This window comes from Aeromonas sp. Y311-2, from assembly GCF_027706025.1.
Classification (GTDB): Bacteria; Pseudomonadota; Gammaproteobacteria; order Enterobacterales; family Aeromonadaceae; genus Aeromonas; species Aeromonas veronii.
In genome coordinates this window covers 147,526-163,885 of the sequence record NZ_JAPDCL010000010.1, presented here as the reverse complement: position 1 = coordinate 163,885, position 16,360 = coordinate 147,526, and the positions used below count along the sequence as shown (strand labels likewise).

Below are 16,360 nucleotides of genomic sequence, written 5' to 3'. Positions count from 1 at the left end.
TCAGAAGTGAAACGCGGTAGCGCCGATGGTAGTGTGGCATTCGCCATGCGAGAGTAGGACACTGCCAGGCACCCAATACAAGAAACCCCGCTCAATGAGCGGGGTTTTTTATTGCCTGAAAATCAGAAAATCGTCTGATTATTGACCTTTTATTACCTCTTCTTTTGCTGTTTAGTCTGTTTTCACTCCTCAATTTTCTCCGCAACTGCCATCGCAGCTGGCGGTGGTTGTCGCTATAATGGCCGCCCTCAAGCAAGGTGGTGGTATGAAAGCAGAATATCTACAGCGATTCGGGGGCATTGCCCGTCTTTATGGTCAGAGCGCACTGCGTTCCTTTAGCCAGGCCAAGGTCTGTGTGGTGGGGATCGGCGGCGTGGGCTCCTGGGCGGCCGAGGCGCTGGCCCGCGCCGGTATCAGCCAGATCACCCTGATCGACATGGATGATATATGCATCACCAACACCAATCGCCAGATCCACGCTATGCAGGGGACGGTTGGTCGCCTCAAGACCGAGGTGATGGCCGAGCGCATTCGCGCCATCAATCCGGATTGCGAGGTGATCGAGGTGGACGATTTCGTCACCGCCGATAACCTGGCCGAGCATGTCAAGCGGGAGTTTGACTATGTGGTGGACGCCATCGACTCGGTCAAGGCCAAGGTGGCGCTGATTGCCTTCTGCAAGCGCAACAAGATCCCGGTGATTGTGGCGGGAGGTGCCGGCGGGCAGATGGATCCGACCCAGATCACTGTGGCGGATCTGGCCAAGACTATTCAAGACCCGTTGGCGGCCAAGGTGCGCTCCGACCTGCGCCGGTTGCACAACTTCAGCAAGAATCCGGCGCGCAAATTCGGGGTGGAGTGTGTCTTCTCAACCGAGCAGCTGAGTTATCCGGATGGTAATGGTGGCACCTGTCAGGCCAAAGCGGCCAGCGATGGCACCATGAAGATGGATTGCGCCTCCGGCTTTGGTGCCGTGACACCGGTGACGGCAACCTTCGGGCTGGTTGCCGCGTCCCGGGTATTAAAGAAGATTGCCGAACGGGGCGCCCGAGCCGAGAAAGAGGCAGGGAATGAAGATGCTGGGTCGATTGGCGAAGCCTAATCGACCACTGAACAAGGCGGGTTAGACCGCTTGTTCCCGGATCGCCAGTACGATCGCTCTGAGCCCGTTACCTCGTGACGGGCTCAAGTGTTTCTCAAGTCCCAGTTCGGTGAAATAGTCTTCCATATCAAAAGCCTGGATCGCCGCAGACGATTGGTGGTTGAGTGCTGCCAGCACGATGACGATTAGGCCCCGCACGATGCGAGCATCGGAATCACAGGCAAAGTGCCAGCAGCCATCCTCGCTTTGTTCTCCCTTCAGCCAGGCCTGGCTTTCACACCCCTTGAGGCGGAACTCCTCCTGCTGCCATTTGGCGGGTAGCGCTGGCAGCTGCTTGCCGAGCTGGATGATGAGCCGGTACTGGTTCTCCCAGCCGTGAGCGGCGCCAAACTGCTGGCGGATGGTGTCGGCGTTGGGCTCAATGCCAATCTGGGTATAGCTTGCGAGGTCACTCATTCGGTTGTCTGCCTTAGAAGAAGTCACTGAGTTTGTGCAGGGCGGCCAGCAGGGCGTCGACATCGTCCCGATTGTTGTAGCAAGCCAGCGAGGTGCGCATGGTGCCGCCGATCCCGAGCGATTCCATCAGTGGCATGGCGCAGTGATGGCCGACTCGCAGGGCGATCCCCTGCATGTCGAGCAGGGTAGCAGCATCTTGCGGGTGGATGTCGTCGAGCAGGAAAGAGACCGCACCGGCGCGTTGGCCAGGTTCGCCGACCAGACGCAGCCCCGTCACCTGTTGCAGGCCAGCGACCAGATAGTCGGTCAGTGTCTGCTCATGGCTGGCGAGCCATTGCCGATCTTGCCCCATCACAAAGTCGATGGCGGCGGCGAGGCCGATAGCGCCAGCGATATGGGGGGTGCCCGCCTCGAACTTGAAGGGCAGGCTATTGAAGGTGGTGCCGCTGAAACTGACCCGATCGATCATCTCGCCACCGGCTTGCCAGGGCGGCATCCGCTCCAACAGCTCGGTTCGACCCCATAACACGCCGATGCCGGTCGGGCCATAGAGTTTATGACCGGAGAAGGTGTAGAAGTCGCAACCAATGGCTTGCACATCCACCTCGAGATGAGCCACTGCCTGGGCACCGTCGATCAGGGTCAGAGCGCCGACTGCCTTGGCCGCTGCCACCATCTCTTTGACTGGATTGACGGTGCCAAGGGCATTGGATACGTGGGCCACGCTCACCAGCCGGGTGCGTGGCCCTAGCATGGCGTGATAGGCGGCCAGATCGAGATCGCCCCGCTCATCGAGGGGGATAACCCGGATGACTGCGCCTGTGCGCTGGGCGACCAGTTGCCACGGGACGATATTGGCGTGGTGCTCCAGCGTACTGAGGATGATTTCATCCCCCGCCTTGAGCTCGCTCATCCCCCAGCTCTGGGCTACCAGATTGATCGCTTCCGTGGTGCCGCGGGTCCAGATAACTTCGTGGCTGCGGGGCGCATTGATAAAGCAGGCGACCGTCTCGCGGGCAGTTTCGAAGGCGCGGGTCGCGCGGCCACTCAGGGCGTGGGCGGCACGGTGCACGTTGGCGTTGTCGACCCGATAGTAGTGAGCGATGGCATCCAGTACCGCTTGTGGTTTCTGGGTGGTGGCGGCGTTGTCCAGATAGACCAGAGGGTGGCCGTTTACCTCCTGCGCCAAGGCCGGAAACTGGCTGCGCAGCTGGTCGTGCTGTTGCTGATTCATGCTCCCCTCATCATCTGGAAAAAGTCATCATCTCGAAAGGTCGGTCATGATCCTGAAAATAGCGCCCGAACACAAGGCGCGATAAGCCAGATGGGCGGTTGCCTGCCGTGCAGTAGGTACGGCTCGTCGGGTGATTTCTGGTACAATGCCGCCCCTCATCATAAGCCAAGAGATCCGGCCCATGAAGCTCAACCCCAATCAGAACGAAGCGGTCAAGTATGTCTCCGGCCCTTGCCTGGTGCTGGCGGGTGCCGGATCGGGCAAGACCCGCGTCATCACCAACAAGATTGCCTATCTGGTGCAGCAGTGCGGCTACAGTGCGCGCAACATAGCAGCGGTCACCTTTACTAACAAGGCGGCGCGGGAGATGAAAGAGCGGGTCGGCCAGACTTTGGGACGCAAGGAGGCGCGGGGGCTGATGGTCTCCACCTTCCATACCCTGGGGCTCGATATCATTCGTCGTGAGCACAAGAGCTTGAATCTCAAGGCGAACTTCTCCCTGTTCGATGACACCGACCAGCTGGCGCTGCTGAAAGAATTGACTGAAGACGAGCTCGACAACGACAAGGACAAGCTCTCGGCCCTGATCAGCCAAATCTCCAACTGGAAGAACGACCTTATCCTGCCAGCCCGCGCCATGCGCATTGCCCGCGGGCCGGAAGAGGTGCTGATGGCCCAGCTCTATGAACGTTATCACCGGCAGATGGTGGCCTATAACGCGCTGGATTTTGACGACCTCATCGTGATGCCGACCCTGCTGCTCAAGAGCAATCAGGAGGTACGTGAGCGCTGGCAGAACAAGATCCGCTATCTGCTGGTCGATGAGTACCAAGACACCAACACCAGCCAGTACGAGCTTGTGAAGCAGATCGTCGGCGAGCGTGCCCGTTTTACCGTGGTAGGGGATGATGACCAGTCCATCTACTCCTGGCGCGGTGCCAAGCCGCAGAATCTGGTGCTGCTGAGTGAAGATTTCCCCAGCCTCAAGCTGATCAAACTGGAGCAGAACTACCGCTCCAAGCGGCGGATCCTCAAATGCGCCAACATCCTGATCGCCAACAATCCGCACGTCTATGACAAGGCGCTCTTCTCCGAATTGGATGAGGGGGTGAAGCTCAAGGTGCTGTTCGCCAAGAACGAGGAGCACGAGGCGGAGCGGATCGCTGCCGAGATGATGGGCCACAAGTTTATGAACCGCACCCGGTTCAAGGATTACGCCATCCTCTATCGGGGCAACCATCAGTCGCGCATCTTCGAGAAGGCGCTGATGACCAACCGGATTCCTTACCGTATCTCCGGCGGCACCTCGTTTTTCTCCCGCACCGAGATCAAGGACATCATGGCCTACCTCAAGCTGCTGGTGAATCCGGATGAGGACACCGCTTTTCTGCGGGTGGTCAACCTGCCGCGTCGCGAGATCGGCCCCACCACCCTCGAAAAGCTTGGCCAATACGCCAACCAGCGCGGCAAGAGTCTGTTTGCCGCCAGCTTCGAGCTGGGGCTGGAGCAGCACCTCTCCGGCCGTGGCCTCGTGGCCCTGCAGGCATTTACCAACTGGTTGGTACGCCTTGGCGATCAGGCGCTGCGCGGCAATCCGGTGGAGGCGGTGCGGGACATGATCAAGGAGATCCACTACGAAGAGTGGCTCTACGAGACCTCCCCCAGCCCGAAAGCGGCCGAGATGCGGATGCAGAACGTCTCCACCCTCTATCGCTGGATCACCGAGATGCTGGAGGGGGATGAGCTAGAGGAGTCGATGACGCTGGCTCAGGTGGTCACTCGCCTCACCCTGCGCGACATGATGGAGCGCAACGAGGGGGAGGACGATGCGGATCAGGTGCAGTTGATGACCCTGCATGCCTCCAAGGGGTTGGAGTTCCCCTATGTCTATATGGTGGGGATGGAGGAGGGCTTGCTGCCCCACCAGACCAGCATCGACGAGGACAACGTAGAGGAGGAGCGGCGCCTCGCCTACGTGGGCATCACCCGGGCTCAGACCGAACTGACCTTCACCCTCTGCAAGGAGCGGCGCCAGTTTGGCGAGTCGGTACATCCGGAGCCAAGCCGCTTCCTGCTGGAGCTGCCGCAGGATGACCTTGAATGGGAAAACCAGAAGAAGGTGACTGCCGAGGAGCGCCAGCAGAAGGGGCAGGTCGGTGTTGCCAACCTGCGGGCGTTGTTCAAGAAGGATTAACCCTAAGGATTGGCCGGGGTCAGTAGCGGCACTATATCTGCTCCCGGCATGGGCGGAGAGATATAGCGCCCTTGCCCCATCCGGCAGCCGATATCAATCAGCTTCTGCAACTGCTGCTGGTTCTCGATCCCCTCGACGACCAGGGTGTAATCGAGATCCTGACAGATATCCCGCATGGCGCGGATCAGCGCCAAATCTTTGGGCGATTGCAGCATCCTCTGGGTAAAGCTGTCATCCACCTTGATGTAATCCACCGGGAAGTGGAACAGGGCGTTGAGGGAGGAGAAGCCGGTACCGAAATCATCGAGGCTGATCTGGATACCCTTGGCCCTCAGGTCATGCAGGGATGCGAGCGCATCGGAATCTTGCCGCGACAGCTCCCGCTCGTTGAATTCAAAAATCAGATAGCCGGGGGCGACCCCTTCCTCTTCGATAATTCCCATCAGCCGCATGATGTGGTCATGGTTGACCAGATGCTTGCCCGACAGATTGATGGCGATCTTGAACTTGCCCTGCCCGGAGATTGGCAGCCAGTTCTTCAGCTGTTGGCAGGTGTGGCGCAGGATCTGGTAATCCAGCTCCAGAATCAGGCCGCACTGCTCCGCCAGCGGAATAAAGTCGAACGCATCCTTCAGAATCCCTTCCTCGGTCAGCCAGCGCGCCATCACCTCCAGTCCGGTCAGGCGGCTATCCTGCAGCCGGATCACCGGCTGGAAGTAGGGGACGATACGCCCCTCCCGCAGGGCTCTGGCCAGCATCTCTTCCGGCGAATTCCAGTTCTGGTTGATGCAATCATCCGAGTAGCTGACGATGCGACTGCGACCATTGCGTTTGGCCTGATACATGGCCAAATCGGCCTGATGGAGCAGCTGGCTGATATCTGAGGTTTGCTCGGAGACGCTCGATACCCCTAGGCTGACGGTAATGCTCAACTCGTTGCCGAGTAGCCGGAACGGGTAGGAGAGACGGCTGATAATACGGTTGAGCACCGGGCTGATGTCATCGTCGCTCTTGCTGCTGTCCAGATAGATGACAAACTCATCGCCCCCCAGTCTGGCCACCAGATCGTTTTGCCGGATGCAGGTTTGCAGGCGGCGGCTCACCTCCTTGAGCAGCTGATCGCCAGCACTGTGGCCCAGGGTGTCATTGATCTGCTTGAAGTGATCCACATCGATAAAAATCACCGCGAATCCCGGCGATTTGTAGCGGTTGTAGTGGGTCATGGCGTGGTTGAGGTGGTTCATCAACAGCGCGCGGTTGGGCAGTTGGGTCAGCGGGTCGTGAAGCGCATCGAATTGCAACCGCCGTTCCAGCTCCTGATGCTGCTTGAGCTGCTTTTGCAGCCTGAGGTTGGTCTGACGCAGCTGTTGTAGCCGCTGGTTGATGGAGTCTTCGGTATTGATGTCGTTGAGCTGCTGGCGGATCCGTCTCAGCTCCAGCAGCAGGGTGAGCTGGCCACGCAGGAAGTCGAGAAACAGCTTGTCGTCGGTTTCCAGCGGTTGAGCCGTGCTGATGATGAAGTGGGCGAAGTACTGTTGTTGCAGCCGCAGCGGCATGCTGTGCCAGTAGCGTGACTCCCTGCTCACCTCGATATTGCTGGTGCTGTGGCACAAGCCGCTGATGAACTCGTCTCCCTGATGGGGATGGGCAGGGTAGATCTTTTCCAGCTTCTGACTGGTTAGCCTGACCAGCAGCATGTCCTCAATGGTAAGCATCTGGCGCAGTACCGCTTCCAGCTGGGAGAAGAGCGCCTGAGCCGGCAGGGTATTGGCGAGCCGCATGATGCGGCTGATGCTCTCGATTTTCTTTTTCCAGTTCGGGTCTTTGCGGATCAGCGGTGAAGGGAGCTCGGTGAGATGGGATCCCGCCTGGGTTTCGGTCAGCCGTTTGGCCAGACACTCCAGCAGCAGACGCAGGGTTGGCAGGTCGGCGGGGGTGCCACGCGCCAGCAACCACTGTATCTGGCCATGCTCGATGGGGAAGACGCACCACCCTTCGGCCTCATCCAGCTGGGTGAGCTGATCGGTGATGCGGGACTGCTCCCGGCCCAGCTGTTGCTTGAAGATGTCGCTGACCTTGTAGGCGTAAAGCCAGTTCAGACCGGTATCGGAGAGGCCCAGCATGCCGAAATGTTGCAGCGGGCAGAGTTGGTCAATCTGCTGGATCAGGGAATCGTAATCGTCAGACGTGGCGGTTTGTGGCGCCGGGAAGTCCATAATGGCAGAGACCAACGCCAACAGAGGAGTTGAGTAGTGGGGTTCGATGGATTGGGCCGACATGTGCAACTCCCGATATGTCTACCTTACAAGAGTAGTCGGAAGCCGATAGATTGAAAGGGCCGCAATTGCGGCCCTTTCAAATACTTACAGCTTGTCGATCATGTAGTGGATGGCGTTTTCAATCTCTTCATCACTACAGTTCGCACAGGTGCCGCGCGGAGGCATCATGCCGGACTTGCCGGTAAAGCCTTCAATGGCATGTTTCTTGAGAGTATCAATGCCCTGGGCGATACGAGGATCCCAGGCGGCCTTGTCACCCCGTTTGGGGGCACCAGCGGCGCCGGTATCGTGACAGGCAAAGCAGGCGCCCTTGTATACCGTTTCGCCATCGCGGGGACCGGAAGAGGCGGCCGCCGTCGGTGCAGCACTCGCGCCGGCAATACCTTCCAGATCCTTGGCGGTATAGACCTGACCGATTGGTTTGATCCGCTCGGCAATGGCCTCCGGTGACATCTCATCGGCAGCAAGCACTGCCCCAGACAAGCTGGCGGCCGTCATCCCGACAGCCAGCAAATAGCTCAGTTTTTTCAACACGCTCATATACTCCCAGCAGTCTTTTATTATCCATGTAAACGACGGGATTATAACCGAATAGTTACAGCCATTTAAACGCTTGTGTGTGAAGTGTTAAACACTCTGCGTACAAAGTTTTGGGCGATATCACGGCAATTCGGGCGGTGGAGATAAAAAGAAACCCGGCATTCGCCGGGTTTCGGGTAACCAAGGGGTGAAATGGGTTATTTATCCCAGCTCAGGATCACCTTGCCGGAGTGGCCGGAGCGCATCGCATCGAACCCCTGCTGGAATTCGTCGATGTGGAATCTGTGGGTGATGATGGGGGAGAGATCCAGCCCGGACTGGATCAGGCTGGCCATTTTGTACCAGGTCTCGAACATCTCGCGGCCATAGATCCCTTTGATAAACAGCCCCTTGAAGATCACCTTGTTCCAGTCGATGGCCATGGTGGAGGGGGGAATGCCGAGCATGGCGATCTTGCCGCCATGGTTCATCTTGTCGAGCATCTCCTGGAAGGCGCTCGGGACGCCGGACATCTCCAGCCCCACGTCGAAGCCTTCGGTCATGCCCAGCTCGCTCATCACGTCGGCCAGCTTCTCCTTGGCCACGTTGACCGCGCGGGTGGCGCCCATCTTGCGGGCTAGCTCCAGCCGGTATTCGTTGACGTCGGTGATCACCACGTGGCGCGCACCCACATGGCGGCAGACGGCGGCAGCCATGATGCCGATAGGACCCGCCCCGGTGATGAGCACATCTTCACCCACCAGATCGAAGGAGAGGGCGGTGTGCACCGCATTGCCAAACGGGTCGAAGATGGCGGCCAGCTCGTCCGGGATGTTGTCCGGCAGCTTGAAGGCGTTGAATGCCGGGATCACCAGATACTCGGCAAAGGCGCCCGGGCGGTTGACGCCAACGCCAATGGTGTTGCGGCAGAGGTGAGTGCGCCCGGCGCGGCAGTTGCGGCAATGACCGCAGGTGATGTGCCCTTCGCCGGAGACCCGATCGCCGATGGCGAAGCCGCGCACTTCCTGACCGATGGCGACCACTTCGCCGACATATTCGTGGCCGACTACCATGGGTACCGGAATGGTCTTCTGGGACCACTCATCCCAGTTGTAGATATGGATATCGGTGCCGCAGATGGCGGTTTTGCGGATCTTGATCAGCAGGTCGTTGTGGCCGAGCTCGGGGGCCGGCACATCCGTCATCCAGATGCCGACCTCTTTGTGCAGTTTGGAGAGTGCTTTCATGGCTGTTCCTTCAATATGAATGCTAAAAAAAGGGGCTGCAGCCCCTTGATTCAAATCAGATAACGCCGAGTTCACGGCCGATGCGGATAAAGGCGTCGATCGCCTTGTCCAGCTGCTCGCGGGTGTGGGCGGCAGACATCTGGGTGCGAATACGCGCCTGACCCTTGGGCACGACCGGGAAGGAGAAGCCCACCACATAGATGCCGGCTGCCAGCATGCGGCTCGCCATTTCGGAGGCTAGCTTGGCATCCCCCAGCATCACCGGAATGATGGCGTGGTCGGCGCCAGCCAGAGTGAAGCCGGCGGCGCTCATCCGCTCGCGGAAGTAACGGCTGTTCTCTTTCAGACGTGCGCGCAGGTCGTGACCTTCCGCCAGCATGTCGATCACCTTGATGGTGGCAGAGACTATGGAGGGGGCCAGCGAGTTGGAGAAGAGGTACGGGCGGGAGCGCTGACGCAGCCAGTCGATCACCTCTTTCTTGCCGGAGGTATAGCCACCGGACGCGCCGCCGAGCGCTTTGCCCAGGGTGCCGGTGATGATGTCGACCCGATCCATCACGCCGCAATATTCGTGGGTGCCACGACCATTTTCACCGATAAAGCCGACGGCGTGGGAGTCATCCACCATCACCAGCGCATCGTATTTGTCTGCCAGATCGCAGATGGATTTGAGGTCAGCGATGACCCCATCCATGGAGAAGACACCGTCGGTGGCGATCAGCTTGAAGCGGGCGCCATCGGCGTCAGCCTGTTTGAGCTGGGCTTCCAGTTCGGCCATGTCGTTGTTGGCGTAGCGATAACGCTTGGCCTTGCACAGCCGCACGCCGTCGATGATGGAGGCGTGGTTGAGGGCATCGGAGATGATGGCATCTTCGGCGCCGAACAGGGTTTCAAAAAGACCGCCATTGGCATCGAAACAGGAGGAGTAGAGGATGGTGTCTTCGGTGCCGAGGAAGGCTGACATCTTCTGCTCCAGCGCTTTGTGCTGGTCCTGGGTGCCGCAGATGAAGCGCACCGAGGCCATGCCGAAGCCGTGGCTGTCGAGTCCCTGATGGGCGGCGGCGATCAGATCCGGGTGGTTGGCCAATCCCAGATAGTTGTTGGCACAGAAGTTCAGTACCTGCTCACCGCCGACGGCGATGCTGGCCTGTTGGGCGGAGGTGATGATGCGCTCCTGCTTGTACAACCCTTCAGCTTGCACCTGGTTCAGTTGCTCGGTCAGGTGACGATAGAATCCGTTAGACATCCTCGATCCTTAGTGGCTATTTCAGCTGCGTATCAACAGAGGGCGACATTTTACTGCAATCTGTTGCGGTAAATTCAAATGATTGTGCTGATATTCAACAAATGTGAAACAGATCTCACCCTGCTGGTTGGGCCAGCTGACGGTAGTGCTGTTCCAGCTGCTGGATCTGTCCGGCCACCTGGGATTGCACATAGGGGCGCAGCAGGAACAGCACCTTCAACACGCCCTGATAGAGCAGCGGTTTGGTGATGCGGGTGTTGGGGGCCTGGGCAATCTGGAAGGGGATCCAGCAGGTCACCACCATCTTGATGGTCTGGCCCAGATCCGGCAGGTCTTCATCGCTGACATCGATAATGCCCCCTTCGCGCAGGCTCCGGAGCAGCGCGACCACGGAGGAGCGCATCTGCTCCTGGGCCTTGAGGTACTTCTGTTGCAGCGGCTCGTCACGGCTCAGGATGTCCGGCAGATTGGCGTAGAAGAAGCGGAACTGCCACATCAGATAGAAGATGGCATCGAGATAGCCCATCAGATCCTGCAGGGTAATTTCACGGTTGCGGGTCGGCACGAAGCTCTCGCTCAGGTGGCGGGCATACTGGTCGAAGATTGAGTGGATGATGTCTTCTTTATTGCGGAAGTGGTAGTAGAGGTTGCCCGGGCTGATACCCATGTGCGCCGCAATGTGGTTGGTGGTGATGTTGCGTTCACCCTGATCGTTGAACAGCTCGGTCGCGCTGTGAATGATCCTGTCTCTGGTTTTCATCACTCATTCCTCCAACAGGTTCCGCTCGGGGCATTTTTGAACAAGGTCGAATCCCCGGGCGGCCCGTGATAAACTTTTCGGCAATTTCAAATTGGCTCACTATACACAGCTTTAACAAGCAGTCACATGTAGCCATCAACGTACGAGAGGCAAACTCCATGATCGTAGTAACTGGCGGTGCTGGCTTTATCGGCAGCAATCTGGTCAAGCAGCTGAACGCTCAAGGACGGACCGATATCGTGGTCATTGATGACCTGACCGACGGCACCAAGTTCGTCAACCTGGTCGATCTGACCATCGCTGACTACATGGACAAAGACGAGTTTCAGGCGCGCATCGTCTCCGGCGACGAGTTTGAAGAGTGGGACAACGGCATCGAGGTGATCTTCCACGAAGGTGCCTGCTCTGCCACCACCGAGTGGAATGGCAAGTTCATCATGGAGGTCAACTACGAGTACTCCAAGGATCTGTTCCACTACTGCATCGAGCGTGAAATCCCGTTCATTTACGCCTCTTCTGCCGCGACCTACGGTGGCCGCAACGACAACTTCATCGAAGATCCCAAGTTCGAACAGCCGCTCAACGTCTACGGCTACTCCAAGCAGCTATTTGACCAGTACGTGCGCCGCTGGATGCCGGAGATCAACTCTCAGGTCGTTGGCCTCAAGTACTTCAACGTCTACGGCCCGCGCGAGCAGCACAAGGGCTCCATGGCTTCCGTTGCCTTCCACCTCAATACCCAGGTGAAGAAGGGCGAGAATCCCAAGCTGTTCGAAGGTTGCGATGGCTTCCCGAACGGTGGTCAGATGCGTGACTTCATCTATATTGACGACGTCTGCAAGGTAAACCTCTGGTTCTGGCAGAACCCGCAACACTCCGGCATCTTCAACTGTGGTACCGGCCGTGCCGAGCCGTTCCAGAACGTGGCCGAAGCGGTGATCAAGCATCATCAGAAGGGTTCCATCGAGTACATTCCCTTCCCGGATCACCTCAAGGGCCGCTACCAGAGCTTCACCCAGGCTGATATGACCAAGCTGCGCAGCGTGGGTTATGACGCCGAGTTCAAGACTGTGGCCGAAGGGGTTGCAGATTACATGGCGTGGCTCAACCGCTAACGGGTGAGCTTTACACTGCCTATGTAGACAAGCCGGAAGCAGGCTCTACCTGTTTCCGGCTCTGTTGTTTTTCACTGTTTTTCTCAGTTTCTACCGGGTAACCACGCGATGAATATATTGATGGCACTCTCCCAGCTCGAGGTAACGGGAGCTGAGGTCTATGCCACCACGGTCGGTAACGAACTGACCCGGCGTGGTCACAACGTCTTTTATGTGTCAGATACCCTGACCAAGCCGACGCTTGGCCCCGTCTTCAAGCTTCGATTCAACAAGCGCAGCATCTTGCGCCGTTTCTGGCACGTCTTTTACCTCATCTACCTCATCAAGAAGCACCATATCCAGTTGGTGCATGCTCACTCCCGCGCCTCCGGCTGGAGCAGCTATGTGGCTTGCAAGCTGACTGGCACCCCGATGATCACCACGGTTCATGGTCGCCAGCCGGTGCACGCTTCGCGCAAGGCGTTCCATGCCCTTGGGCTTAGGGCGGTTGCCGTTTGTGAAGATATTGCCCATCAGATAGTCGACAATCTGGGAGTGGATCCCGCGATCGTGCAGGTGCTGCGCAACGGTATCGAAACCGACAAATTCCAGCCTGTACCTGCGTCGGATAATCCAAAGCCGGTGATCGCCATCATCGGGCGTTTGAGCGGCCCCAAAGGGGAGCTCTGTTACCGTCTGCTCGACGAGGTACTCGATCTGGATGCCTGCAAGGTGCGGATTGTCAGCGGTACCAAGGTGCCGGAGCGCTTTGCCCGTTTCGAAGGATGCGCCGAGTTTGTTGGCTATGTCGATGATGTCCCCGCTCTGCTGGCGAGTTGCGATCTGGTGATCGGCGCCGGTCGGGTAGCGATGGAAGCACTGCTCTGCGGTCGGCCCGCCTTTGCCATTGGTGAAGCCAAGGCAGTTGGTCTGGTAACCGAACAGAATCTGGATGATGCTCTGGCGAGTAATTTTGGCGATATCGGCCCCAAGGATCTAGCTATCGATTTTGCTGCGCTGAAGGCTGAGATTGCATCTGCCTTGGCCAGTAAAACAGTGCCGGAAGCCATTCGCCAACGCATCCAGGATGAGTATGGCTTGCAGGGGGTAGTATCCGGCCTCGAAACCATCTATCAGGATGCTGTAGTCGAAACCCTGCGCCGCGAGATGCCCGTCATCATGTACCACCGTTTTATCGAGCAGGATAGCGAGAAAGGAGTGCATGGCACCTGGATGCCGATCACCATGTTCGAGAAGCATCTGCGCCTGATGAAGTGGCTCGGCTACGAAACCCTGACGTTCCGTGATTTGGCGGACAAAGGCTTTATCCACCGTCTGCAATACGGCAAGAAGTACCTGATGATCACCGCCGATGACGGTTATCAGGACAACCTGACCCGCATGCTGCCATTGCTGGAAAAATATGGTTACAAAGCCGTGGTGTACGTGGTCACCGGTGAAGGCTATAACCGTTGGGATGTGGAGCATCCGACCAATCCGGACACCAAGGTCTCATTAATGAGTGGTGAGCAGGTCAAGGCGCTGGCAGCCAGCGGTCATGTGGAAATTGGTGGTCATACCCTGACCCATCCCCGCTTGAGTCAACTTACTGCCGAACAACAAGTCCATGAAATTCAGGAGAATAAACGCCAACTGGAGGCCCTGCTTGGCCATCCGCTACTCTCGTTTGCCTACCCTTACGGAGATCTGAACGAGAGTGCCAAGGAACAGGCTATCACCGCCGGGTATCGTTTTGCCGTCGCTACCAATAGCGGCCCCAAAGCGATGCATCAGGACCCCTACCAGATCCGCCGGATTGCCATCTTCCCCCGTACTGATGTATTCGGGCTGTGGCGAAAAATTCGTGGGAATTATGTGTTCAGGAAATAACTTGTGAATTTAGATAAAAATTGCCTACGACTAAATATTATTGTGCAATTTGCAGCTTTTTTATTTGGTGCAATAGTTTTAACTGTTCCCAGTGGTTATGGATATGGGCCCAGCATTTTAGTTTTGGCAAGTGCTTTTGTCTTTTGGCGTAAAAGGTATTATTTGGCAATGAGTTCTGAGGTGAAAATATTATCATATATATTCATCTCTTTTTTTATCATCCAAGCCGTGTCAATCTGGATTGATGGTGGTGCTCTCAAAGAGTTAGACCGACCAAGTCGCCTATTAATGGCTGCAATGACATTGCCTTTATTGAGTTTATTTCCTGTAAATATTAACGTGTTTATTGCGGGGCTTTCTATAGGAGCAATTAGTTCAGGTCTAATTGCGATATATGAGAAAGTTTATTTAGGAATGCCACGAGCTTTTGATGAAAGCATGCCAATTCAGTCAGGAAACATCAGCATGACATTGGCATTGTTATGTCTATGTGCTTTTTTTTGGTTCCGCCATTTAGGGAAGAAAAGCATTGCTGCCTTTATGCTTCTTTCATTTTTAATGGGGGGGATAGGCAGTTTTCTCTCCGGGACCAGAGGTGGCTGGATTTTACTTCCAATAGTATTGTTTACAATAGTTTTTTATTTTCGAAAACTGCTATCCCTCAAAGATGGTCTCTATGCAAGTACAGTATGTGCCTTATTGTTTTTCTTGGCTATGCTTCCGCAAAGTGGCGTAATGGACAGGATATATAATGCGAAAGCAGATGTTGTTCATTATTTTGATGGTGTGAACCCGGATACATCTCTAGGCATTCGATTGCAGTTGTGGGAAAGTGCATATAACTCTTTTTTGGAAAAACCAATTTTTGGTTGGGGAAATAACGGCATTCGCTTATCACAATTAAACCAATATAATAATGGTTCTATATCCGAGTTCATTTATAATTTTAACTCACATGCACATAATCAATTTTTAGATGAATTGGCTAAACGCGGCATTATAGGCTTCTTGATGTTAGCTCTGCTGTACTTTTATCCACTTTGGGTTGCGAGTAAAAATAGAGATAACTTGTTGGTTAGTAGTATGTTGGCGGTTTCATCATTAACTCTTGTTGATTATAGCTTGAGTCAAGCATTTATAAGTCATAACTCCGGGATGATATTCTTCATGTTTTTATTTTCGGCTTTAATTACCACAATAAAGGTATCGCCTCTGGAGGGAAGAAAATGATTAAGAAATTGCAATCATGGCGCGATATCATTCGTCGTAAAATAGGAATTATGATTTTTGACCGCCCTGTTACAAACTCATTATATGAACAACGAGGAGCCACAGTATTCGTCCGTTGGGACGCAAAGCTGGGTGATGCGATAGTTTCATCGTGGGTTGCTAGAGAGATCAAAAAAAAATACCCAATGCAGAAGGTAATCGCTATCACATCACCCGATATAGCTCACTTATTCAGAAAATATTTTGAATTTGATGAGGTTTTTTGTATACCCAAAAGACCATCATATAATCAACTAGCGAGTTTGGCCTCTTCGCTAGGAAATGTCGATTATCTTGTACATTTTTCAAAAAGTATGAAGATGAAAGACATGTATTTTATAAAAAAAACAAACCCGAAGCATGTTATTGGGATCGATGATGATTTGCAATGTGTTGATATTAAACTGGGTAAAAAAACAGAAAATGTTCATTTTTCGATAAAGTTTTCTGAAGCGCTGAAATCTATGGGGGTTGGTGAGTTTGACAGTAAATATATAATCCCATATTTCACTGAAGATGAAATGAAGGTCAGGGAACATTGGCCTAAGGTTCCGACTATATGCTTTAATCCATATGGAAGTGGGAGCTCAAGAGTATTCAATAAAGAGAATGTATTGAATCTGATAGATATAATGCTGGCTGAATCGGATTTCAATATCTGTCTATTATATCCACCTAATCAGCTGGAAGAAATTGACCGCATTATGTCAATGATGTCTGTTGCGTCTAAAGAAAGAGTTTTTATCTATAACCAGCCGCCATCACTTGGGGCTTTGTTTGCCCAGGTAAGAGCGAGTGTTGGTATGGTTTCCGTAGATACTGCTACTGTGCACATTAGTGCAGGGCTAGGTAAGCCTATCTTGGGAATATATAACGATAACTTTGGCATGCCTGAAAACAAAGAGTGGCTACCAAATTGCCATAATTCGAAAGTGTTATATGTTGAAACAAATATGATTCAGAGTGTTAATTATATTAATCTTGATAAGTTTAGAGCTATGTTTATAATGTGGAGTTCTCTTTGTATCAGTAGAAAAACACTTATTAATAATCTTTTTTAAAATGGCTTT

Annotated in this window: 13 protein-coding genes; 6 read left to right on the top strand and 7 right to left on the bottom strand. The window is 54.9% G+C overall.

What is annotated here, in order from left to right; translation table 11 throughout:
- Positions 1–265 precede the first annotated feature (265 nt).
- Positions 266–1,102, top strand: a complete 837-nt coding sequence (gene tcdA, locus OKC42_RS11750; protein WP_270819787.1) for a tRNA cyclic N6-threonylcarbamoyladenosine(37) synthase TcdA — start codon at positions 266–268, stop codon at positions 1,100–1,102.
- A gap of 21 nt (positions 1,103–1,123) precedes the next feature.
- Here tcdA and OKC42_RS11745 read toward each other — a convergent pair whose 3' ends face one another.
- Positions 1,124–1,558, bottom strand: a complete 435-nt coding sequence (locus tag OKC42_RS11745; protein ID WP_270819785.1) for a SufE family protein — start codon at positions 1,556–1,558, stop codon at positions 1,124–1,126.
- Between the two features lie 13 nt (positions 1,559–1,571).
- On the bottom strand, positions 1,572–2,792 hold the full coding sequence (locus tag OKC42_RS11740) for an aminotransferase class V-fold PLP-dependent enzyme (RefSeq protein WP_270819783.1): 1,221 nt from the start codon (positions 2,790–2,792) through the stop codon (positions 1,572–1,574).
- A gap of 181 nt (positions 2,793–2,973) precedes the next feature.
- Between OKC42_RS11740 and rep the strand changes: the two genes are divergently transcribed.
- The gene (rep, locus tag OKC42_RS11735; protein WP_270819780.1) at positions 2,974–4,986 is read left to right on the top strand and encodes a DNA helicase Rep; all 2,013 of its coding nucleotides are present in this window, start codon (positions 2,974–2,976) and stop codon (positions 4,984–4,986) included.
- A gap of 2 nt (positions 4,987–4,988) precedes the next feature.
- Here rep and OKC42_RS11730 read toward each other — a convergent pair whose 3' ends face one another.
- From OKC42_RS11730 to OKC42_RS11710, 5 genes are all read right to left on the bottom strand, one after another.
- Positions 4,989–7,265: a putative bifunctional diguanylate cyclase/phosphodiesterase gene (locus OKC42_RS11730; protein ID WP_270819779.1), complete on the bottom strand. Its 2,277-nt coding sequence runs from the start codon at positions 7,263–7,265 to the stop codon at positions 4,989–4,991.
- An 84-nt stretch (positions 7,266–7,349) separates the two neighbouring features.
- Entirely contained in the window at positions 7,350–7,805 is a 456-nt protein-coding gene (locus tag OKC42_RS11725; protein ID WP_041234042.1) for a c-type cytochrome, read from the bottom strand.
- 197 nt (positions 7,806–8,002) lie between these two features.
- Complete coding sequence (gene tdh, locus OKC42_RS11720) at positions 8,003–9,031, bottom strand: L-threonine 3-dehydrogenase (RefSeq protein WP_005340852.1); 1,029 nt, start codon at positions 9,029–9,031, stop codon at positions 8,003–8,005.
- A gap of 55 nt (positions 9,032–9,086) precedes the next feature.
- Positions 9,087–10,277, bottom strand: a complete 1,191-nt coding sequence (locus OKC42_RS11715) for a glycine C-acetyltransferase (RefSeq protein WP_113740206.1) — start codon at positions 10,275–10,277, stop codon at positions 9,087–9,089.
- A gap of 115 nt (positions 10,278–10,392) precedes the next feature.
- Complete coding sequence (locus OKC42_RS11710; RefSeq protein WP_129503017.1) at positions 10,393–11,037, bottom strand: TetR/AcrR family transcriptional regulator; 645 nt, start codon at positions 11,035–11,037, stop codon at positions 10,393–10,395.
- 158 nt (positions 11,038–11,195) lie between these two features.
- On the opposite strand from OKC42_RS11710, the gene rfaD reads away from it, so the two are divergent.
- The 4 genes from rfaD to OKC42_RS11690 all read left to right on the top strand — a co-directional run bounded on the left by rfaD (position 11,196) and on the right by OKC42_RS11690 (position 16,351).
- A complete protein-coding gene (gene rfaD, locus OKC42_RS11705; protein ID WP_040069912.1) occupies positions 11,196–12,152 on the top strand; it encodes an ADP-glyceromanno-heptose 6-epimerase in 957 nt (318 codons plus the stop codon).
- A gap of 108 nt (positions 12,153–12,260) precedes the next feature.
- Positions 12,261–14,021, top strand: a complete 1,761-nt coding sequence (locus OKC42_RS11700; RefSeq protein ID WP_270819774.1) for a polysaccharide deacetylase family protein — start codon at positions 12,261–12,263, stop codon at positions 14,019–14,021.
- A gap of 3 nt (positions 14,022–14,024) precedes the next feature.
- Complete coding sequence (locus tag OKC42_RS11695; RefSeq protein ID WP_270819772.1) at positions 14,025–15,251, top strand: O-antigen ligase family protein; 1,227 nt, start codon at positions 14,025–14,027, stop codon at positions 15,249–15,251.
- Positions 15,248–16,351 carry a glycosyltransferase family 9 protein gene (locus tag OKC42_RS11690; RefSeq protein ID WP_270819770.1) on the top strand — a complete coding sequence of 368 codons (1,104 nt, stop codon included), beginning with the start codon at positions 15,248–15,250 and terminating at the stop codon, positions 16,349–16,351. The genes OKC42_RS11695 and OKC42_RS11690 overlap by 4 nt, the downstream gene beginning before the upstream one ends.
- The last annotated feature ends 9 nt before the right edge of the window (positions 16,352–16,360 follow it).